General features: G+C 65.1%; 19 protein-coding genes. 16 read left to right on the top strand and 3 right to left on the bottom strand.

Annotated elements, in window-relative coordinates; all coding sequences use genetic code 11:
- The first annotated feature begins 79 nt into the window (after window positions 1-79).
- Entirely contained in the window at window positions 80-694 is a 615-nt protein-coding gene (locus C5F44_RS01040) for an alpha-ketoglutarate-dependent dioxygenase AlkB family protein (RefSeq protein ID WP_107671635.1), read from the top strand.
- An 8-nt stretch (window positions 695-702) separates the two neighbouring features.
- Here C5F44_RS01040 and C5F44_RS01035 read toward each other — a convergent pair whose 3' ends face one another.
- Window positions 703-1,314 (bottom strand): SH3 domain-containing protein, encoded by a 612-nt coding sequence (locus C5F44_RS01035; RefSeq protein ID WP_107671634.1) that lies wholly within the window; start codon window positions 1,312-1,314, stop codon window positions 703-705.
- The gene (locus tag C5F44_RS01030; RefSeq protein ID WP_235822472.1) at window positions 1,311-2,102 is read right to left on the bottom strand and encodes an ABC transporter permease; all 792 of its coding nucleotides are present in this window, start codon (window positions 2,100-2,102) and stop codon (window positions 1,311-1,313) included. Before C5F44_RS01030 ends, C5F44_RS01035 begins: the two co-directional genes overlap by 4 nt.
- A 144-nt stretch (window positions 2,103-2,246) precedes the next feature.
- Here C5F44_RS01030 and cysQ point away from each other — a divergent pair, with 144 nt between their 5' ends.
- The 13 genes from cysQ to mnhG all read left to right on the top strand — a co-directional run bounded on the left by cysQ (window position 2,247) and on the right by mnhG (window position 16,497).
- Window positions 2,247-3,020: a 3'(2'),5'-bisphosphate nucleotidase CysQ gene (cysQ, locus tag C5F44_RS01025; RefSeq protein WP_107671632.1), complete on the top strand. Its 774-nt coding sequence runs from the start codon at window positions 2,247-2,249 to the stop codon at window positions 3,018-3,020.
- Entirely contained in the window at window positions 3,017-3,805 is a 789-nt protein-coding gene (locus C5F44_RS01020) for a 3-deoxy-manno-octulosonate cytidylyltransferase (protein ID WP_107671631.1), read from the top strand. The genes cysQ and C5F44_RS01020 overlap by 4 nt, the downstream gene beginning before the upstream one ends.
- 161 nt (window positions 3,806-3,966) lie before the next feature.
- Window positions 3,967-4,863, top strand: a complete 897-nt coding sequence (gene galU / locus C5F44_RS01015) for a UTP--glucose-1-phosphate uridylyltransferase GalU (protein WP_107671630.1) — start codon at window positions 3,967-3,969, stop codon at window positions 4,861-4,863.
- A gap of 4 nt (window positions 4,864-4,867) precedes the next feature.
- Window positions 4,868-5,938 carry a glycosyltransferase family 2 protein gene (locus tag C5F44_RS01010; protein WP_107671629.1) on the top strand — a complete coding sequence of 357 codons (1,071 nt, stop codon included), beginning with the start codon at window positions 4,868-4,870 and terminating at the stop codon, window positions 5,936-5,938.
- A gap of 226 nt (window positions 5,939-6,164) precedes the next feature.
- On the top strand, window positions 6,165-7,145 hold the full coding sequence (locus C5F44_RS01005; protein WP_181318136.1) for a glycosyltransferase family 2 protein: 981 nt from the start codon (window positions 6,165-6,167) through the stop codon (window positions 7,143-7,145).
- Window positions 7,142-8,830: a DUF5927 domain-containing protein gene (locus C5F44_RS01000; RefSeq protein ID WP_107671627.1), complete on the top strand. Its 1,689-nt coding sequence runs from the start codon at window positions 7,142-7,144 to the stop codon at window positions 8,828-8,830. Before C5F44_RS01005 ends, C5F44_RS01000 begins: the two co-directional genes overlap by 4 nt.
- Window positions 8,831-8,841: 11 nt before the next feature.
- On the top strand, window positions 8,842-10,239 hold the full coding sequence (locus C5F44_RS00995) for a nodulation protein NodH (RefSeq protein ID WP_107671626.1): 1,398 nt from the start codon (window positions 8,842-8,844) through the stop codon (window positions 10,237-10,239).
- 254 nt (window positions 10,240-10,493) lie between these two features.
- Entirely contained in the window at window positions 10,494-13,388 is a 2,895-nt protein-coding gene (locus tag C5F44_RS00990) for a monovalent cation/H+ antiporter subunit A (protein ID WP_107671830.1), read from the top strand.
- Window positions 13,388-13,732, top strand: a complete 345-nt coding sequence (locus tag C5F44_RS00985; RefSeq protein ID WP_107671625.1) for a Na+/H+ antiporter subunit C — start codon at window positions 13,388-13,390, stop codon at window positions 13,730-13,732. Before C5F44_RS00990 ends, C5F44_RS00985 begins: the two co-directional genes overlap by 1 nt.
- Window positions 13,729-15,366 carry a monovalent cation/H+ antiporter subunit D gene (locus tag C5F44_RS00980; protein WP_107671624.1) on the top strand — a complete coding sequence of 546 codons (1,638 nt, stop codon included), beginning with the start codon at window positions 13,729-13,731 and terminating at the stop codon, window positions 15,364-15,366. Before C5F44_RS00985 ends, C5F44_RS00980 begins: the two co-directional genes overlap by 4 nt.
- Window positions 15,363-15,851 (top strand): Na+/H+ antiporter subunit E, encoded by a 489-nt coding sequence (locus C5F44_RS00975; protein ID WP_107671623.1) that lies wholly within the window; start codon window positions 15,363-15,365, stop codon window positions 15,849-15,851. Before C5F44_RS00980 ends, C5F44_RS00975 begins: the two co-directional genes overlap by 4 nt.
- On the top strand, window positions 15,848-16,132 hold the full coding sequence (locus C5F44_RS00970; protein WP_107671622.1) for a K+/H+ antiporter subunit F: 285 nt from the start codon (window positions 15,848-15,850) through the stop codon (window positions 16,130-16,132). The genes C5F44_RS00975 and C5F44_RS00970 overlap by 4 nt, the downstream gene beginning before the upstream one ends.
- Entirely contained in the window at window positions 16,129-16,497 is a 369-nt protein-coding gene (gene mnhG / locus C5F44_RS00965; protein WP_107671621.1) for a monovalent cation/H(+) antiporter subunit G, read from the top strand. The genes C5F44_RS00970 and mnhG overlap by 4 nt, the downstream gene beginning before the upstream one ends.
- Here the strand turns inward: mnhG and C5F44_RS00960 are convergent.
- A complete protein-coding gene (locus C5F44_RS00960) occupies window positions 16,482-16,940 on the bottom strand; it encodes an Lrp/AsnC family transcriptional regulator (protein ID WP_107671829.1) in 459 nt (152 codons plus the stop codon). The genes mnhG and C5F44_RS00960 overlap by 16 nt on opposite strands.
- Window positions 16,941-17,051: 111 nt before the next feature.
- Between C5F44_RS00960 and rocF the strand changes: the two genes are divergently transcribed.
- Complete coding sequence (gene rocF / locus C5F44_RS00955; RefSeq protein ID WP_107671620.1) at window positions 17,052-17,975, top strand: arginase; 924 nt, start codon at window positions 17,052-17,054, stop codon at window positions 17,973-17,975.
- A 1-nt stretch (window position 17,976) separates the two neighbouring features.
- Window positions 17,977-19,008: an ornithine cyclodeaminase gene (locus C5F44_RS00950; protein WP_107671619.1), complete on the top strand. Its 1,032-nt coding sequence runs from the start codon at window positions 17,977-17,979 to the stop codon at window positions 19,006-19,008.
- The last annotated feature ends 3 nt before the right edge of the window (window positions 19,009-19,011 follow it).

Genomic DNA, 19,011 nt, shown 5'->3' with positions numbered 1-19,011 from the left:
ACTGGGCGTATATAGGCGGGCGTATTCGGCCCTGCAACGGTCTGGCACCAATGTCTGTTGCGAATTTTCGGGGATTACGATGGCAACCGGGGCTTTTCAGATCAGGGGCCTGCACGTCTGGCCGGGCTATCTTGATCGCCCGGCACAGGAATCGCTGGTGGCCGACCTGCGCAAGGTGGCGGAAGCGGCGCCTTTCGTCACACCCGTCACCCCCGGCGGCCGGCAGATGAGCGTTCGGATGACCGCCGCCGGGCGGCTGGGCTGGGTGACCGACCGGCGCGGGTACAGGTATCAGCCGCAGCATCCTTCGGGGGCGGCCTGGCCGCCGATCCCCCCGGCGGTGCTGGCCATCTGGCGTAATCTGACCGGGCTTTCCCGCGATCCGGACTGTTGCCTTGTCAACTTCTACGATTCCGGCGCCCGGATGGGCCTGCATCAGGACCGCGACGAAGGCGATTTCTCATTCCCCGTCCTGTCCGTCAGCCTGGGCGACGACGCGCTGTTCCGCATCGGCGGGGCCGATCGCAGCGAAGGCACGCAAAGTTTCTGGCTGCGATCCGGCGATGTGGTTCTGATGGGCGGGTCGGCGCGGTTGGCCTGGCACGGGGTTGACCGCATCCGCCCCGCGTCTTCAACCCTGCTGCCGCAGGGCGGGCGCATCAACCTGACCTGCCGGGTCGTGACGGCAGTCTGATCCGCCGCTCAGGGCCGGGCCAGCGAACAGCAGCCGGTCAGGTGCCGCGAACTTGCCGGACCGTCGGGCGTCTGGCCCGTCAGGAACACATCCAGCGCCAGGCCGAAGGCGTTGTCGGACATGCCGTCCGAACAGGCGGCCCCGCGCAAGACCGCCGTCATGCCCGTTGCGCCAAGGGCAACCAGGTTTGATCCGGGCTGAATTCCCCAGCGCGCCGTAACAGGCAGGGCCGTCTTGCCGGTTTCGGGGTCATCCAGCGTGGCGGTGCCGGCCACCGGGTCATAGGTCAGGCCCCAGAACGGCTCGGTTCCGTGGCAGTGCAGGGGCAGGTCAAGGCTGGCCCAACTGCCGGCGCCCGCGCGGCGCAGATAGGTCATCGAGGCGTAGCCGACGCCTTCGCCGGTGTTCACCTTGCCCCAGGTGCCGGACAGTTCCACCACCTCGACCCCGCGCGTGTTCGGGCGCAGCGTTGCCACCACCTGCGCCCGCGCCGAAGGTTCGGCGCGGATGTTCAGCACATCGCCGGCGGCCACGCCTGTCACATCGTAAAGCGCCGGCAGATCGTCTGCCTGCGCCGGCAGGGCCGACAGCGCCACAAGCAAAGCCAGTGCGCGGATCATCGACGCTTGCCCCAGCTTGCCGAGATATGCCCGCGGGTGAAGAATTCGATCATCAACCCGATGACCACACAGACCATTCCCACCTTTATCGGATAGACCATCGAGGTGAAATGCGGGTTGTAGTTCAGGAAAATGAAACCGCGCGTCTGGTCAATGATGTGAAACAGTGGGTTCCAGTCGAACAGCGCCCTGAGCGGTGCCGCCGTCATATTGGCCACCACCATCTTGCCGCTCGCGATCATGTTCACCCGCTGATAGATTTTTGAGGCGACGCCAAAGAATTCCGGCTGCCACGGGGTTGCCGAATAGAAGATCAGCCCGATGGCGGCGCCCGTCCACCAGGCCAGCAGAACCATCCCCAGCGCGGGGACCGGGTCTCTGATCGTGATCGGCTCAAACAGGGTGTGGTAGAACAGCAGAATGATCGCGCCCGAAAAGATCTGCCGGTACAGCGATGCCAGTGCCGCCGAGGTGACCGCGACGATGGGGTTCATCGGCGCGTGCATCATCATCGCCGAGGCCTGACCGTCCGCGCCGGAAACAGCGCCGATCGCGGCGGCATGGGCGCGGAACATGAACACGCCCGACATGACGTAAAGCACGAAATCCCCGCGGATCGCGACGCGCCGCAACCCCAGAATGTGGAACATTGCCACGAAGACGGTCACCATCAAGGCGGCGTTCACCACCTCCATCACCAGGCCAAGAACCGCATTGCTGTAGTTCTTGCGCAAGGCGCGCGCCGTGGAATGATAGATGAGTTCGAGAAGCTCGAACCCGGTTCTCATATGCGAGAGTCTGGTTGCCTGCGGTCGGAACATCCCGTGCCTTTTCGCCTGTCCTGTGGCCCCCAGCCTAAGCGGGACTTCTTGCCGATCCGTTGCCGGCAGAGGATAAGGGCCCGGCCCGTCTAAGGCAACAAGGAGAGACCCATGGATCACAATCACCTTATCCCCATCCTTCGCCAACTGGCGCTTGAGGCGGGGGATCGTATCCTTGAGGTCTATAACGGCCCCGATTTCGAGGTGCGCGCCAAGGGCGATGCCTCGCCCGTGACCGAGGCCGACGAAGCGGCCGATGCCCTGATTTCCGCCGGGCTGCGGGCCGCCTTTCCCGATCTTCCCCTCATCACCGAGGAACAGGCCGACAGCCATGCCCTTCAGGCGGCCACCTTCCTGATCGTCGATCCGCTGGATGGCACCAAGGAATTCGTCCAGCGCCGCGGCGATTTCACCGTGAACATCGCCTATGTCGAAAACGGCGTGCCGGTCCGGGGCGTGGTCTATGCGCCGGCGCAGGGGCGGCTGTTCTACACCCTGGCCGACGGAACTTCTGTTGAAGAACTGGCAGATGGCAGCCTGCGCCCGCTGCGCGTGGCAACGCCGGACAATGCCGCGCTGATGGTGGTGGCGTCGAAATCCCATCGCGATGCGGCAACCGACGAATACATCAACCGTTACGCGGTGAAGGATTCCCGCAGCGCCGGTTCCAGCCTCAAGTTCTGTCTTGTCGCCACGGGCGAGGCCGACCTTTACCCCCGGCTTGGCCGCACCATGGAATGGGACACCGCCGCCGGCGATGCCGTGCTGCGCGGGGCGGGCGGCATCTGCGTGCGCTTTGATGACCACACGCCGCTGACCTATGGCAAACCCGGCTGGGACAACCCCCATTTCATCGCCCATGCCCCCGGTGTGGTGCTGAAATGAAGACGCTGATCGCCATCCCCGCCCGCTATGCCAGCACCCGGTATCCGGGCAAACCGCTGGTTTCCCTGCGGGGCCCCGATGGTGACAAGACCCTGATTCGCCGAAGCTGGGAGGCAGCGATGGCCGTCCGGGGCATCGACCGCGTTGTCGTTGCCACCGATGACGACCGGATTGCCGACCACGCCCGCGCTTTCGGCGCCGAGGTGGTGATGACCTCCTCCGACGCGCGCAACGGAACCGAGCGCGTGGCCGAGGTGGCGACGCACCTGCCCGGCTTTGATGTGATCGTGAACCTTCAGGGCGACGCGCCGCTGACCCCGCCGTGGTTCGTCGAGGATCTGGTCGCCGGTCTTGCCGCCGATTCGCAGGCCGACATCGCCACGCCTGTCCTGCGCTGCGACGGGGCCGCCCTGTCGGGGTTCCGCGCCGACCGCCGCGCCGGGCGCGTTGGTGGAACCACCGCTGTTTTCGGGCAGGGTGGCCGCGCGCTCTACTTCTCGAAAGAGGTCATCCCCTACACCGGCCGCGACTATGCCGATGATGAGCCGACCCCGGTCTTTCACCATGTGGGCGTCTATGCCTATCGCCCCGCCGCCCTTGCCGCCTATTCCGGCTGGCCGGTCGGCCCGCTGGAAACGCTGGAAGGTCTGGAACAGCTTCGCTTTCTTGAACAGGGCCGCCGCGTCCTTTGTGTCGAGGTCGAGGCCCGTGGCCGCAAATTCTGGGAATTGAACAATCCCACGGATGTGGCAGTCTTGGAATCGATGTTGGCAGATATGTGCTGACGGGGCGCAAGGCGGTGCTTTTCCCCCCATTAGGTGCTTCCCGTAAGGTCTGTTACCCGGTATCTCACGCCCACGCCCGAATCCTGCCGCTGTTTCCGCAGGATCTTATGTAGCCAGACGGCTGTTCGTCCGTTTGTCGGGGAAATGAAACGAGTGATGTGATGAAGCCCAAGAAGGTTACAAAAGCCGTCTTCCCGGTCGCAGGTCTGGGAACACGGTTTCTGCCGGCAACGAAGTCGATCCCGAAAGAGATCATGACACTGGTCGACCGGCCGTTGATCCAATACGCGATCGACGAAGCCCGCGCCGCCGGGATCAAGGAGTTCATCTTCGTCACCTCGCGCGGAAAATCCGCGCTTGAGGATTACTTCGACAACGCCCCCGAGCTTGAATCGGAGCTGCGCCGCAAGGGCAAGACCGAGCTTCTGGAAATGCTCAAGGACACCAACATGGACAGCGGCGCCATCGCCTATGTCCGGCAGAACCGGCCCATGGGCCTGGGCCATGCCGTCTGGTGTGCCCGCCGCCTGATCGGCGACGAACCGTTTGCCGTCCTGCTGCCCGATGACGTGATCGCCGCCGAAAAGCCCTGCCTTCAGCAGATGGTCGAAGCCTATGCCGAAACCGGCGGCTGCATGGTTGCGGCCATGGAAGTGCCGCCCGCCAAGGCCAGCTCTTACGGCGTGCTCGACATTGCCGAGGATCGCGGCGCCATTGTCCGCGCCAAGGGTATGGTCGAAAAGCCCAAGGCCGAAGACGCACCGTCGAACCTTGCGGTGATCGGGCGCTACATCCTGTCGCCGCAGATTCTGGTCAACCTCAACCGCATGAAACAGGGCGCCGGCGGCGAGGTCCAGTTGACCGACGCCATCGCCGAAGAGGTCGACTCGAAGGCCGGCGTCCACGGCTTCCGCTTCCGTGGCCTGCGCTACGACTGCGGATCGAAGGCGGGGTTCCTGCAAGCCACCGTTGCCTTCGGCCTGTCACGCCCCGATCTGCGCGATGAGTTTCAGAGCTATCTGACCGACATGTTCGCGCAACAGCGGGCTGCGCAATAGGGCAATGGGGGCAGAGCCCCACGCCTATCCGATCCTTGATCTGCCTGCGCCCCAACGGGGCGCGGTGCAGGTCTGGCGGTCTTTCCGCCTGCGGCTGCGCCGCCGTGTCCTGATCGCGCGCGCGCTGCGCAAACGCCGCGAACTGACCCCGATCACCGACAGAACCGCCGGCCTGCGCCGCCGCGCCATCCTCTGCGTGATGGTCGTCCGCAACGAGGCCGAGCGTCTGCCGCATTTCCTGGAGTACCATCGCCGCCTGGGCGTCGATCACTTCCTGATCGTGGACAATGCCAGCACCGATGACACCGCGGCCCTGCTGCGCGATTGTGCCGATGTCTCGCTCTGGCAGACCGCCGCCAGCTACCGCCGGTCACGCTTCGGGCTGGACTGGACGAACTGGCTGCTTCTGCGGCATGGCCATGGCCGCTGGTGTCTGACGCTGGATGCCGACGAACTGCTGGTCTACCCGCATTGCGAGACGCGGCCCCTGCCGGCGCTGACGCGCTGGCTTGATGACCACGGCATCGACAGTTTCGGCGCCATGATGCTGGACCTTTACCCCGAAGGGCCGCTTTCCGCACACAGCTTTCAGCCGGGCGACGATCCGCTTGCCATCCTGCGCTGGTTCGACAGCGGCAATTATCAGGTGCAGGTCCAGCCCCGAATGCGCAATCTCTGGATTCAGGGCGGGGTGCGGGCGCGCACCTTCTTTGCGCAAGACCCCCGCCGCGCGCCGACGCTCAACAAGATTCCGCTGGTGCGCTGGCACTGGCGCTATGCCTATGTGAATTCAACCCACTCCGCCCTGCCGCCGCGCCTGAACGCCACCTTTGACGAAACCGGCGGCGAACAGATTTCGGGCGTGCTGCTGCACACGAAATTCCTGCCGTCGGCGGCCCGGCGGGCGGCCGAGGAAAAGACCCGCCGCGAACATTTTGCCGATCCGGCCCGCTATGCCGATTACTGGGACAGTCTGGCCACCGATCCCGTGCTGCACGGCCCCGCCTCGCAGCGCTATCAGGGCTGGCGGCAACTGGAAGGCCTTGGCCTGATGTCGCGCGGAGGCTGGATCTGATGCCGTGCAAAGGGCGCCAGTGTTTACTTGACCGGCCTCACATTCTAGACACGAACAGTTGTGGCATTGACCGGCGCGGGCGCTCACCTATGTGGACTGAAAGGATTTTCGGCGCTGCCATCGCCGCGCCCTGTCCCGCGGCAGGACGGTTGGCCTGCCGGTTCGGGCATGAATCCGTCAAGAACAGGGTCGTCGGGTGGGCTTGATCGGTTCATATCGCCTGCGGATGCGGCGACGGCGTCTGATCGCCCGGGCCGTGTTGCGGCGCAAGGATCTGGTCCCCGTGGCCCAGCGGACCGAGTCCCTGCGGCCGGATGCAATTCTTCTGTTCGCAACCCTGCGGAACGAACGGGTCCGCCTGCCCTATTTCCTGAAGTATTACCGCGATCTGGGGATCGACCACTTCCTGTTCGTTGACAACGACAGCACCGACGGAAGCCGCGATTATCTGGCCGCACAGCCGGATGTGTCGCTCTGGACGACGCCCGCGTCCTATCGGAAATCGCGCTTCGGGATGGACTGGATCATGTCCCTTCTGCGCGCGCATGGGCACAACCGCTGGTGCCTGACGGTCGATGTCGATGAATTCCTGATCTACCCCTTCTGCGAAACCCGCCCGCTGCGCGCCCTGACCGACTGGCTGGATGCCAGCAGTATCCGCACCTTCTCGGCCATGATGCTGGACATGTATCCGCAGGGCCCGATCCAGGATCAGCCCTATCGCGAAGGCCAGAACCCGTTTGAAATCGCCCAGTGGTTTGACAGCGGCAACTACACCTTCACCCGCAACTGGCCCTACGGAAACCTGTGGATTCAGGGCGGACCTCGCAGCCGCACCTTCTTTGCCAGCCGGCCGCGGCAGGCCCCGGCATTGAACAAGATTCCGCTGGTCCGCTGGGACCGCTCCTTCGCCTATGTCAGTTCGACACACATGCTTCTGCCGCGCGGGCTGAACCTTGTCTATGATCGCGCCGGCGGCGAAAAGACCAGCGGCTGCCTGCTGCACGCCAAGTTCCTCGACACCTTCGCCCTGAAGGCGCAGGAAGAGATGGCGCGCGGCGAACACTATGCCGAAAGCCGCGAATACAAGGCCTATCTCAACGGGTTGGCCGAACAGCCCGATTTCTGGTGCAAGTGGAGCGAGAAGTACATCAACTGGCGGCAGCTCGAAATTCTGGGTCTCATGTCCACGGGGAACTGGGCATGAGGCTGGGCTTCGTCATGCTGACGCATACCGCGCTGGACCGTGCCGCGCAGGTTGCGCGCTATTGGGCCAGCAACGGCTGCCCCGTGGTCATTCACGTCGACCGCCGCACCCCCGCCGCCGAGCATGATGCCCTGCGTGCCGGTCTGGCAGATCTGGCCAATGTCCGCTTCTCGCCCCGGCATGTCTGCGAATGGGGCACCTGGGGCCTTGTGGCCGCAACGCAGGCGGCCTCAAGCATGATGCTGGCCGAGTTCCCGGAGGTGCAGCGCGTCTATCTGGCCTCCGGCTCATGCCTGCCATTGCGCCCGGTTGGCGAATTGCAATCCTATCTTGACCAGCACCCCCGGACCGATTTCATCGAAAGCGTGACCGCCGCCGATGTTGACTGGACGATCGGCGGCCTGAACTCCGAACGGTTCACGCTGCGCTTCCCGTTCTCGTGGCGCAAGCACCGCGTCCTGTTCGACGGATATGTCCGCCTTCAGCGCCGCCTTGGAATACGCCGCCGCCTGCCCGAAGGGCTTGTGCCGCATCTGGGCAGCCAGTGGTGGTGCCTGACGCGGCAAACCCTGTCGGCCATTCTCGACGGGCCCGGCCGCGCCGCCTATGACCGCTTTTTCCGCAAGGTCTGGATCCCCGACGAAAGCTATTTCCAGTCGCTGGTCAGGATACATTCGACCAACATCGAAAGCCGCTCGCTGACGCTGTCCAAGTTCGATTTCCAGGGCAAGCCGCACATCTTCTATGATGACCACCTGCAACTTCTGCGCCGGTCTGACTGTTTCGTCGCCCGCAAGATCTGGCCGCAGGCCGACAAGCTGTATGAAACCTTCCTCTCGCCCGAAGCCGCCAGCCAGCCCCGCGCCGAACCGAACCCGGGCCGGATCGACCGGCTGTTTTCCAAGGCGGTCGAACGGCGGCTGACCGGCCGCGCCGGCCTTTACATGCAGTCGCGCTTTCCCACGCGGGAACGCGAAAACGGCCGGACCGCCGCGCCCTATTCGCTGTTCCAGGGCTTTGCCGAGCTGTTCGAGGATTTCGAGACCTGGCTTTCCAAATCCGCCGGCACCCGCGTGCATGGCAACCTGTTCGCGCCGGATCGTGTGCAGTTTGCCGGCGGTGTCGGCATCTACAATGGCTGCCTGTCTGACAGCACCGCCCTGCGCGACTATAACCCGCGTGCCTTTCTTGCCAGCCTGATCTGGAACACCCGCGGCGAACGCCAGTGTTTCCAGTTCGGGCCCGACGACGCGCAGAAGATCACCGAATTCATCGCCGGCGACCCCAACGCCCAGGTGTCGGTCATCACCGGCGCCTTCGCGATTCCGCTGTTCCGGTCCAACCTGAACTTCGGCATCATCCGGACCGAGGCCGCCCGGTTGCAGCGCATCGAATCCGAATTTCTTTCCGTCTTGCGGGCGCCCACCTCCAAGGCCCGGGTCCGCATCTGGAACCTTGCCGAGTTCCTGGAAAACCCCATAGAACCCCTTCAGACCATCGTCGATGAAATCAACCCGCGCAGCCCGCACCGCCTGTCCGAGGTGCCGCGGCTGGTTGATCTTACCGGCTTTGGTCAGTTCCTTCAGAATCTGCGCAATCAGGGCATGAAGCCGGTCCTGATGGGCGATTTCCCGGTAAATGGTCCTTCTCCAACCTCGGGTCGTCGTGCCCGGTCCAAGCAATGAAGTGATCGCCGATGCCTGTATTCACCTCTTTCGTCATGCTTGCCGGAATGCGGACAGGCTCGAACTTTCTTGAGGCGAACCTGAATGCCCTTCCGGGCGTTGCCTGTCTGGGTGAGGTGTTCAACCCGCATTTCATCGGCAAGAAGGATCAGACCGAACTGTTCGGCGTTGATCTTGAACAGCGCGATCAGAACCCCGCGCTGTTGTTGCGCCGCATCCGCGCGAAAACGCCCGGTCTTTCCGGCTTCCGCTATTTCCATGATCACGACGCCCGCATCCTGCCGCTGCTGCTGGACGATCCGGCCTGCGCCAAGATCGTGCTGACCCGCAACCCGGCGGAAAGCTATGTAAGCTGGAAGATCGCGCAGGCCACCGGCCAGTGGAAGCTGACCAACGTCAAGAACCTGCGGCAGGCAAAGGCACAGTTCGACCCCGCCGAGTTCGAGCGTTACCTGACCGCCGCGCAGGATTTCCAGTTGCAGATCCTGCGCGCGCTTCAGACCAGCGGGCAGACGGCGTTCTATCTTGATTACGAAGACATCGGCGATGTCGCGGTGCTGAACGGCCTGGCCGGCTGGCTGGGGGTCGAGGCGCGGCTTGAAGCGGTGGATGGCACGCTCAAGAAGCAGAACCCTGAAGAGCTTGGCACCAAGGTCGCCAATTTCGACCAGATGGAAACCGCGCTGACGCGGCTTGATCGGTTCAACCTGTCGCGCACGCCGAACTTCGAACCGCGCCGCCCGCCGGCCATTCCGTCCTATGTGGCCGCGTCGGGGCTGCTGTTCATGCCGGTCCGCTCCGGCCCCTCTGCGGCGGTGCGGGACTGGCTGGAAAAGCTGCACCCCGGCGAGGTGATCGAGGAATTCACCCAGAAATCGCTGCGCCAGTGGAAGCGGGCCAACTGCCCGCACCGCAGCTTTACCGTGCTGCGCCACCCGCTGCTGCGCGCCCATGCGGCCTTCCGCGAGATGATCGTCTCCGGTCGTCTGGCCGATCAGCGCGCCAGCCTGATCCGGCTGCAAAAGGCAGACCTTCCGCCGCCGGGCCTGCCTTTCGCCGATGCAGACCAGCACCGACAGGCTTTCCTGGCCTTCCTGCGCTTTGCCCGGCTTTCGGTTGCGGGCCAGACCGGCCCGCGGGTTGATCCGCACTGGGCCAGCCAGACCGCGGTTCTGCAAGGCTTCGCCGGGTTCCAGCCGCCCGATGTGATCTTGCGCGAAGACCGTCTGGCCGATGGCCTAGCCTATCTGGCGGCAGAGCTGGGCCTGACTGCCCCATCCGCCCCGCGCGCCGACAGTGCCGCCGAAACGGCCCTGTCGGAAATCTGGGATGCCTCTCTCGAAGAGGCCGCCGAAGAAGCCTATGCCCGCGATTATCTGGGCTTCGGCTTCGGCCGCTGGCGCGACTGAGGCCGCCATTCCGGTCCGCAGCCTGCCGGAAGCGTGCGGTTTGTGACGAAACTGAAAGACGAATTTACGCCCTGCGGCCACATTGTCGAAACTGGCGGGTTGAATCCGCAGCCCCTGCGCCTTCATAAAGCGTAAGGGTCAATCACGGGGTATCGGGGTTGCTGCAACCGCCCGCGGGCGGATGGGCGGCCTTGTGCGTTCGCGGTCGCCGCCCTTTCCCGGTTGCAACAAAGTGAGTGAAAGACCGCCGCTGCATGATTGAGCAGAACCTGATCCTGGTCCTTGCGTTCCTGCCCTTCGTGGCGGCGCTGGCAACGGCAACGTTGCCGGAAAATGCCCACGGGGCGGCGGCCTGGGTGTCGGGGGCGCTGCTGCTGGCGGGGCTTGGGGTCATGGCGGGGTTGCACGGCGCCGTTGCCGATGGCGAACCAGTGCGCGCCGTTCTGCGCTGGGTGCCGTCGCTGGGTCTGAACCTTTCGTTCCGCATCGACAGTTTCGTCTGGCTGTTCATCACCCTTGTGCTGTCCATCGGTATTCTGGTGGTGATCTACGCCCGCTACTACCTTGCCGAAACCGACCCGGTTCCCCGGTTCTATTCCTTCCTCATGGCCTTCACCGGCGCCATGATCTGTATGCTGATGTCCGGCAACATCCTGATGCTGGTGGTGTTCTGGGAACTGACCTCGATCATTTCGTTCCTGCTGATCGGCTACTGGTATCAGGGCCAGGCCGCGCGCGATGGTGCGCGGATGGCGCTGATCGTCACCGCAAGCGGCGGCCTGTGCCTGTTGCTGTCGATGCTGATCATCGGCCAGATCCTGGGCACCTATGACCTGGATCGCGTTCTGGCCTCGGGTGACCTGATCCGCGCGCATCCGCTTTATCCGCTGGTTCTGGTGCTGTTCCTGCTGGGCGCCTTCACCAAATCGGCGCAGTTCCCGTTCCATTTCTGGCTGCCCGGCGCCATGGCCGCGCCGACGCCGGTGTCGGCCTTCCTTCATTCGGCCACCATGGTGAAGGCCGGGGTATTCCTGCTGATCCGCTTTTCCCCCGCGCTGGGCGGGACCGAGCTCTGGTTCTTTGCCGTTACCGGCACCGGCATGGCCACGCTGCTGATGGGCGCGGTGATCGCGCTGTTCCGGCATGACCTGAAGGGTCTGCTGGCCTATTCCACCATCAGCCACCTTGGCCTGATCACCGCGCTGGCCGGGCTTGGCAGCAGCACCGCCATTCTGGCGGCGATCTTCCACATCGTGAACCATGCGGTGTTCAAGGCGTCGCTTTTCATGGCGGCGGGGATCATCGCGCATGAAACCGGCACCCGTGACATGCGGCGCCTCAGCGGGCTGATGCGCTACATGCCCATCACCGGAACGCTGGCCATCGTCGCTTCGGCCGCCATGGCGGGGGTGCCGTTGATGAATGGCTTTCTGTCGAAAGAGATGTTCTTCGCCGAGGCGGTGGATTGGCACAACGGCACCTGGCTGGACAATGCGCTGCCCTGGATCGCCACGCTGGCCAGCATATTTGCCGTCGCCTATTCGCTGCGCTTCATCGCCGCCGTGTTCTTCGGGCCCGCGCCGACCGACCTGCCGCAAACCCCGCATGAACCCGTGGCCTGGCTGCGCCTGCCGGTCGAGGCGCTGGTTCTGGCCTGCCTTGTGGTCGGGGTGTTCCCCGGCCTGACGCTGGGGCCGACGCTGAACCTGGCGGTCGAATCCGTGACCGGCACCACCCTGCCCGATTATGACATCGCCATCTGGCACGGCATCAACACCCCCCTGCTGATGAGCCTGGGCGCCCTTGCCGGCGGGGTGATCCTGTATTTCGCCTTTGCCCAGCGCATTGCCGAAGGGCCTGAAGGCCCGCCGCTGCTGCACCGGCTGCGGGCGCAGCGGCTGTTTGAAAAGGGTCTGCTGCTGCTGTCCTGGCGGGTGCCGCGCGCGGTCATGGCCATCATCGGCAGCGAGAAGCTGCAAACCCAGTTGCGCACCATCGTTCTTCTGGCGATTGCCGGTGTCGGGCTTGCGCTTTGGGGCACCCTGCAACAGGCGGCCGAACCGCGCACCAACGCGCTGAACCCGTCCTTTGCCCTGATGTGGATCGTGGGCGCCGCCTGCGCGCTGGGCGCCGCCTGGCAGGCGAAGTATCACCGCTTCGCTGCCCTTACGCTGCTGGGCGGCGCGGGGCTGGTCACCTGCCTGACCTTCGCGTGGTTTTCCGCCCCCGATCTGGCGGTGACGCAGCTTCTGGTCGAAATCGTGACAACCGTGCTGCTGCTGCTGGGCCTGCGCTGGCTGCCGCGCCGGCGCGAAGAGATTCACGAAGACACGCTGCTGCCCGCCCGCGCCCGCCGCCTGCGCGATCTGATCATCGCCTCGGTGGCCGGGGCCGGCATCGCCGCCATGGCCTTTGTCATCATGACCCGGCCGCTGATCCCGAACATCGGCGACTGGTTTCTGCGCAACGCCTATTACGAGGCGGGCGGCACCAATACCGTCAACGTCATCCTTGTCGATTTCCGGGCCTTCGACACCTTCGGCGAAATCACCGTTCTGGCCATCGTGGGGCTGACGGTCTTTGCGCTGCTGCGCCGGTTCCGCCCCGCCCCCGAAAGCCTGCGCGACCTGCGCCCCGAGGAAGAGGCCGACGCCGAAACCCGGTCGCTGGCCGATTACCTGCTGGTGCCTTCGGTCATCATGCGCTGGATGTTCCCGCCGATCATCGTGATCTCGGCCTATCTGTTCCTGCGCGGCCATGATCTGCCGGGCGGCGGCTTCTCGGCCGGGGTGACGCTGGCCATCGGCTTCCTGCTGCAATACCTGGGCCATGATGTCCGCTGGGTCGAGGCACGGCTGACCGTGCTGCCGATCCGCTGGATGGGCTTTGGCCTGCTGATCGCCGGTGCCACCGGCGTGGCCGCCTTCGCCTTCGGCTATCCGTTCCTGACGGCCCATGCCCAGTATGTTGACCTGCCGCTGATCGGCAAGGTTCCGGCCGCCACCGCGCTGATCTTCGATACCGGCGTGTTCTCGCTGGTGGTGGGGGCAACCGTGCTGATGCTGATCGCCATCGCGCACCAGTCGCTGCGCCTGTCGCGGATGCGCGAACACGAAGCGGCCGAAGCCCAGGCGAAAGAGGCCGCGTGATGGAAATTGTGCTCTCCGCCGCCATCGGCATCCTGGCCGCCTCGGGCATCTGGCTTCTGCTGCGGCCCCGCACTTTTCAGGTGATCGTGGGCCTGTGCCTGCTGTCCTATGCGGTGAACCTGTTCATCTTCTCGATGGGTCGGCTGACGGTGGGGGTGCCGCCGATCATGCCGCAGGGCGGGTTCGTCAACCCCACGCTTTACGCCGATCCGCTGCCGCAGGCGCTGGTGCTGACGGCCATCGTCATCAGCTTTGCCACCACGGCGCTGTTTCTGGTGGTCATCATCGCCTCGCGCGGGCTGACCGGCACCGACCATGTTGACGGGAAGGAGCGCGAAGGATGAACGGCGGCCCCGATCACCTGATCATCGCGCCGATCCTGATCCCGTTCTTCGCGGGCGCGCTGATGCTGCTTTACGAAGACCGCCGCCGCCGCGCCAAGTTCTTCATCAGCCTTGCCGCAACCGTGGCGCTGCTCTTCGTCGCGATCGAGCTTCTGAACCGTTCCAAGGGCAACGAACTGTCGGGCGGCAACGACATCGGCTTTTACCTGCTGGGCGACTGGGCTTCGCCCTTCGGCATCGTTCTGGTGATCGACCGGCTTTCCGCGATGATGCTGGTGCTGTCCTCGCTGGTGGCAATTCCGGCGCTGGTCTATTCGGCCGCCGGGTGGAACCGGCAGGGGCAGCATTTCCATTCGATGTTCATGTTCCTGCTGATGGGCCTGAACGGCGCCTTCCTGACGGGCGACCTGTTCAACCTGTTCGTGTTCTTCGAGGTGCTTCTGGCCGCCTCTTACGGAATGTTGCTGCATGGCGGCGGGCAGCTTCGGGTGCGCGCGGGGCTGCATTACATCGCGGTCAACCTGACCGCCTCGCTGCTGTTCCTGCTGGGCGTTGCCATCATCTATGGCGTCACCGGCACGCTGAACATGGCGCAGCTTTCCAAGCTGGTGCCGCTGATGGCACAGGAAAACCGGCCGCTGTTCCACGCCGGCGCCGCGCTGATGGGGCTGGCCTTCCTGATCAAGGCCGGCATCTGGCCGGTCTCGTTCTGGCTGCCGCTGGCCTATCAGGCCGGGGCGGCCCCCGTGGCGGCGCTGTTTGCCATCATGACCAAGGTCGGCATCTATGTCCTTCTGCGGCTGTCGATGCTGATGTTCGGCACCGCCGCCGGCATTTCCTCGGGCTTCGGCGCCGAGGTTCTGATCGCCGGCGGCATGGCAACGGTGGTCTTCGGTTTTGTCGGCGTTCTGGCCTCGCAGGGGCTGGGCCGGATGGCGGCGCATCTGGTGCTGGTCTCTTCGGGCACGCTGCTGGCGGTGAACGGGCTGGCGCTGGCGGGCGGCGGGGCGGCCCTGCTGGCGGGCGGGCTGTTCTACATGCTGAACTCCACCCTCGCGACCAGCGCCCTGTTCCTGCTGATCGAACCGATGAGCCGCGAAGAAGGCGGCATCGCCGCCATGCTGGCGCTGACCGCCGACGCCTATGGTCTGGATGAGCGCGAGGAAGACAGCCAGCCTGAAGTGGGCCTTGCCATTCCCGGCACGCTGACCGTGCTGGGCCTGACCTTCGGCGCCTGCCTGCTGGTGCTGGCGGGCCTGCCGCCCATGGCGGGCTTCATCGGCAAGGTCGCCATCCTGCGCGGCGTTCTGGCGACCGATGCCGTTTCACCCGCCGTCGGCTGGGCGTTTGTCGTGCTTCTGCTGCTGGCCGGTCTTGCCACGCTGATCGGCCTGGTCCGCATCGGGATTCAAACCTTCTGGGCTGGCGACGGCATCGTTCCGCGCGTGCTGGCGCTGGAAATCGCGCCGGCGCTGGCGCTGACCGCGCTGATGCTGGTGCTGACGATCAAGGCCGATGATGTGCTGCGCTACATGCGCGCCACGGCCGAGGCGCTTCATGCCCCCGCGATCTATGCCGATGGTGCGCTGGGCGCCCCCCGCGCCGTCGATGCCGAACCCGAGGAGGAGGAGTGATGCGCCTTGTTCCGCACCCCCTTCTGTCGCTGGCGCTGACACTGATGTGGCTGCTGCTGAACCGCTTTTCACCCGGTCACCTGTTGCTGGGCGCCGCCATCGGCCTGTTCGCCGGCTGGGTTTTCCAGAAACTGGAACCCAAGGGTCCGCGCATCCGCGCGTTCTGGCCGCTGATCCGGCTGATGGGGATCGTCAGCATCGACATCATCCGCTCCAACATCGCGGTGGCCTGGCTGATCCTGACCAATGGCCGCAACGGGGCCCGCCGGTCGGGCTTTGTCGAAATCCCGCTGCGCATCAGCAACCCTTCCGCGCTGGCCCTGCTGGCGCTGATCGTCACCGCCACGCCCGGCACCGCCTGGATGGAATACCGCCCCGGTTCGGGCGTGCTGCTGCTGCATGTCTTTGACATGATCGACGATGAGGCCTGGCGCAGCCTGATCCGCGACCGTTACGAAGCCCTGCTGCTGGAGGCTTTCGCATGACCGCCGCAACGCTGATCTGGTGGGCCCTGACCTATGCCCAGTTCATGCTGGCGCTGGCGGCCATCCTTGCCATGGTTCGCACCCTGCGCGGCCCGCGCGCGCAAGACCGGGTGCTGGCGCTGGATTCGCTCTACATCAACGCGATGCTGCTGTTCGTCGTCACGGGTATGCGTCTTGGCACCCCGTTCTTCTTCGAGGCGTCTCTGGTCATCGGCGTGCTGGGCTTCGTGGCCACGGTGGCGCTGGCCAAGTTCCTGATCCGCGGCGAGGTGATCGAATGACCTCGTTCGAAGCCCTGCCGCTGTGGGTTGCCATCCCGGTTGCGCTGCTGCTGGTGATCGGCAGTTCGCTCACCTTCCTCGGCACGCTGGGGCTGGTCCGGCTGCACAGCTTCTATGACCGGATTCACGCGCCGACACTGGGCACCAGTTGGGGCACGGCGGGCATCCTTCTGGCGGGGCTGCTGGCCTTTTCCTGGGGGCAGGACCGTGTGATCGTGCATGAACTTGTGATCGGCATCTTCGTGATGATCACCACCCCTGTCACGCTGATGCTGCTGGGCCGCGCCGCCCTGCACCGCGACCGCAAGGACGGCACCCCCGACATTCCCCCCGCGGCCGAACGCGAGACTCAGGAACTGCTCTGATCCGGCCGCCCCTGTCTGCGCCCCGCCCGCCGGGTTGACATCAGAAGGTTCGTCTCGCTGGTCATGACACCCTCGACCTCGCGGATGCGGAAGATGGTCTCATCCAGTTCGGCCAGCGTCTGCGCCCCCAGCTCGACCACCAGATCCCAGCGCCCCGCAGTTGAATGAACCGCCACCGCCTGCGGAAACCCCGTCAGCCGCGCCATGATCCGCTCGGCCCCGCGGCCTTCGATCCCCACCATCATCAGGGCCCGCACCGGCGCCGGGGTGGCGTCGGCACGCGTCAGCACGGTGAACCCCGCGATCTCGCCCGCGGCGGCCAGACGCTCCATCCTGGCGCGCACCGTGGCCCGGCTCAGCCCCAGCCGCGCCGCCAGATGGGACAGCGCCGCCCGGCCATCGCGCCGCAACTCCGCGATCAAACGCAGGTCGGTATCGTCCATTTCGTTTATCCTTGTCATCGCTTCGCGCATCATATTGCGCAAGATGATCATAATGTCGCTGGAAACCGTCACATTATGGAAAGATTAACACAGATCGGAGGAGACAGTTCCATGACAAGATGCACCCTGATCGGGGCACCGATCGACAGTGGTCAGCGCCGCCCCGGCTGCCTGATGGGCCCCGCCGCCTATCGCGTTGCGGGTCTGGCCCAGGCGATTTCCGACCTTGGCCATGCTGTCGAGGATCGGGGCGATCTGGCGCTGCCCGCCCTGCGCCCGGCCCGTTGCCCCAACGCCGCCGTTCATTCCCTGCCCGAAACGGTGGGCTGGACCGAGGCGCTGATCGACTCTGTCGATGATGCGCTTTCCGAAGGCACCTTGCCCATCGTCATGGGGGGCGATCATTCGCTGGCCCTCGGCTCGGTCGCGGGGGCAGCGGGCTTTGCGGCGCGGAAGGGGCGGCCGCTGTTCGTGCTGTGGCTGGATGCCCATTCTGATTTTCACACCCCGCTGACCACCACCTCGGGCAATCTGCACGGCACGCCCGTGGCCTATATCACCGGGCGCGGCGGGTTTGACGCCTTTCCCCCGTTTCCCGCCCCCGTCCCGGCGGACCGGGTCTGTCTTTACGGCATCCGCTCGGTCGATCCGGCCGAACATGCCGCGCTGATTGATCATCAGCTTATCCCCGTCGACATGCGCACGCTGGATGAAGAGGGCATCGTTGCCCCCCTGCGCCGGTTCCTGGCCCGGGTCCGCGCAGCGGGCGGGATGCTGCATGTCAGCCTGGATGTCGATTTCCTTGATCCCGCCATCGCCCCCGCCGTGGGCACCACCGTTCCCGGTGGCACCACCTTCCGCGAGGCGCATCTGGTGATGGAGATGCTGCACGAATCCGGCCTGGTCACCAGCCTGGACCTGGTGGAGCTGAACCCCTTCCTTGACGATCGCGGCATGACCGCGCGGCTGATGGTCGATCTGGTGGCCAGCCTGATGGGCCGCAAGGTGTTTGACCGCCCGACCCGGAGCAAGTGACATGACCCTGAACCTTGTCCCCTTTGTCAGCGTCGATGCGATGATGCGCCTGGTCCACCGCATCGGCATCGAAACCGTGCTGCGCGACCTTACCGCCGAGATCGAAGCCGATTTCCGCCGCTGGCCCGAATTCGACAAGACGCCGCGCATCGCCTCTCATTCCGACGTGGGGGTGATCGAACTGATGCCCACCTCGGACGGCCAGACCTATGGCTTCAAATATGTGAACGGCCATCCGTCCAACATGAAACGCGGTTTGCAGACCGTGACGGCCTTCGGTCTGCTGGCCGATGTGGCCACCGGCTATCCGGTGCTGCTGTCCGAAATGACGATCCTGACCGCGCTGCGCACCGCCGCCACCTCCGCCATGGCGGCCAAATGGCTGGCGCCCGCGGGGGCCGACTGCATGGCGCTGATCGGCAACGGGGCGCAGGCGGAATTTCAGGCCTTGGCCTTCCGGGCCATCTGCGGCCTGCGCGAAGTGCGGCTTTACGACATTGATCCCGCGGCCACCGAAAAATGCGCCCGCAACCTTGCCGGCTCTGGCCTGAAGGTCATCTTCTGCCGCACGGCAGAAGAGGCGATCCTGGGTGCGGGCATCATCACCACCGTCACCGCCGACAAGAACCACGCCACGATCCTGAACGACAACATGGTCGGCAACGGGGTGCACATCAACGGCGTTGGCGGCGATTGCCCCGGCAAGACTGAACTTGCCCAACCCATTCTGCACCGGGCGGACATCTTTACCGAATACACCCCGCAGACCCGGATCGAAGGCGAAATCCAGCAGCTTGACCCGAACCACCCCGTCACCGAGCTGTGGGAGGTCATTGCCGGCCGCGCCCCGGGGCGCACCCACCCCACGCAGGTCACGCTGTTCGACAGCGTGGGCTTCGCGATCGAGGATTTTGCCGCCCTACGCTATGTGCTGGCGCGGCTGCCGGAAACCGGCCTTGGCCAGATGCTGGACATGATCGCCGATCCCGATGATCCGCGCGATCTTTACGGGATGCTGATGCGCGCGGCCTGAGGC

Source organism: Fuscovulum blasticum DSM 2131, from assembly GCF_003034965.1.
Taxonomy (GTDB): Bacteria; Pseudomonadota; Alphaproteobacteria; order Rhodobacterales; family Rhodobacteraceae; genus Pseudogemmobacter; species Pseudogemmobacter blasticus.
The sequence above is the reverse complement of the archived record's forward strand: the minus strand, read 5'-3'. Positions and strand labels throughout refer to the sequence as shown.

What these genes read in the sequence shown, in the direction of transcription:
- C5F44_RS01005 (WP_181318136.1), top strand. Translation starts at nt 6,165, where the DNA reads ATGCGGCGACGGCGTCTGATCGCCCGGGCCGTGTTGCGGCGCAAGGAT.
- C5F44_RS00980 (WP_107671624.1), top strand. Translation starts at nt 13,729, where the DNA reads ATGAACGGCGGCCCCGATCACCTGATCATCGCGCCGATCCTGATCCCG.
- C5F44_RS00990 (WP_107671830.1), top strand. Translation starts at nt 10,494, where the DNA reads ATGATTGAGCAGAACCTGATCCTGGTCCTTGCGTTCCTGCCCTTCGTG.
- C5F44_RS01030 (WP_235822472.1), bottom strand. Translation starts at nt 2,102, where the DNA reads ATGAGAACCGGGTTCGAGCTTCTCGAACTCATCTATCATTCCACGGCG.
- C5F44_RS00970 (WP_107671622.1), top strand. Translation starts at nt 15,848, where the DNA reads ATGACCGCCGCAACGCTGATCTGGTGGGCCCTGACCTATGCCCAGTTC.
- galU (WP_107671630.1), top strand. Translation starts at nt 3,967, where the DNA reads ATGAAGCCCAAGAAGGTTACAAAAGCCGTCTTCCCGGTCGCAGGTCTG.
- cysQ (WP_107671632.1), top strand. Translation starts at nt 2,247, where the DNA reads ATGGATCACAATCACCTTATCCCCATCCTTCGCCAACTGGCGCTTGAG.
- mnhG (WP_107671621.1), top strand. Translation starts at nt 16,129, where the DNA reads ATGACCTCGTTCGAAGCCCTGCCGCTGTGGGTTGCCATCCCGGTTGCG.
- C5F44_RS00950 (WP_107671619.1), top strand. Translation starts at nt 17,977, where the DNA reads ATGACCCTGAACCTTGTCCCCTTTGTCAGCGTCGATGCGATGATGCGC.
- C5F44_RS00995 (WP_107671626.1), top strand. Translation starts at nt 8,842, where the DNA reads ATGCCTGTATTCACCTCTTTCGTCATGCTTGCCGGAATGCGGACAGGC.
- C5F44_RS00985 (WP_107671625.1), top strand. Translation starts at nt 13,388, where the DNA reads ATGGAAATTGTGCTCTCCGCCGCCATCGGCATCCTGGCCGCCTCGGGC.
- rocF (WP_107671620.1), top strand. Translation starts at nt 17,052, where the DNA reads ATGACAAGATGCACCCTGATCGGGGCACCGATCGACAGTGGTCAGCGC.
- C5F44_RS01035 (WP_107671634.1), bottom strand. Translation starts at nt 1,314, where the DNA reads ATGATCCGCGCACTGGCTTTGCTTGTGGCGCTGTCGGCCCTGCCGGCG.
- C5F44_RS01020 (WP_107671631.1), top strand. Translation starts at nt 3,017, where the DNA reads ATGAAGACGCTGATCGCCATCCCCGCCCGCTATGCCAGCACCCGGTAT.
- C5F44_RS01000 (WP_107671627.1), top strand. Translation starts at nt 7,142, where the DNA reads ATGAGGCTGGGCTTCGTCATGCTGACGCATACCGCGCTGGACCGTGCC.
- C5F44_RS01010 (WP_107671629.1), top strand. Translation starts at nt 4,868, where the DNA reads ATGGGGGCAGAGCCCCACGCCTATCCGATCCTTGATCTGCCTGCGCCC.
- C5F44_RS00960 (WP_107671829.1), bottom strand. Translation starts at nt 16,940, where the DNA reads ATGGACGATACCGACCTGCGTTTGATCGCGGAGTTGCGGCGCGATGGC.
- C5F44_RS01040 (WP_107671635.1), top strand. Translation starts at nt 80, where the DNA reads ATGGCAACCGGGGCTTTTCAGATCAGGGGCCTGCACGTCTGGCCGGGC.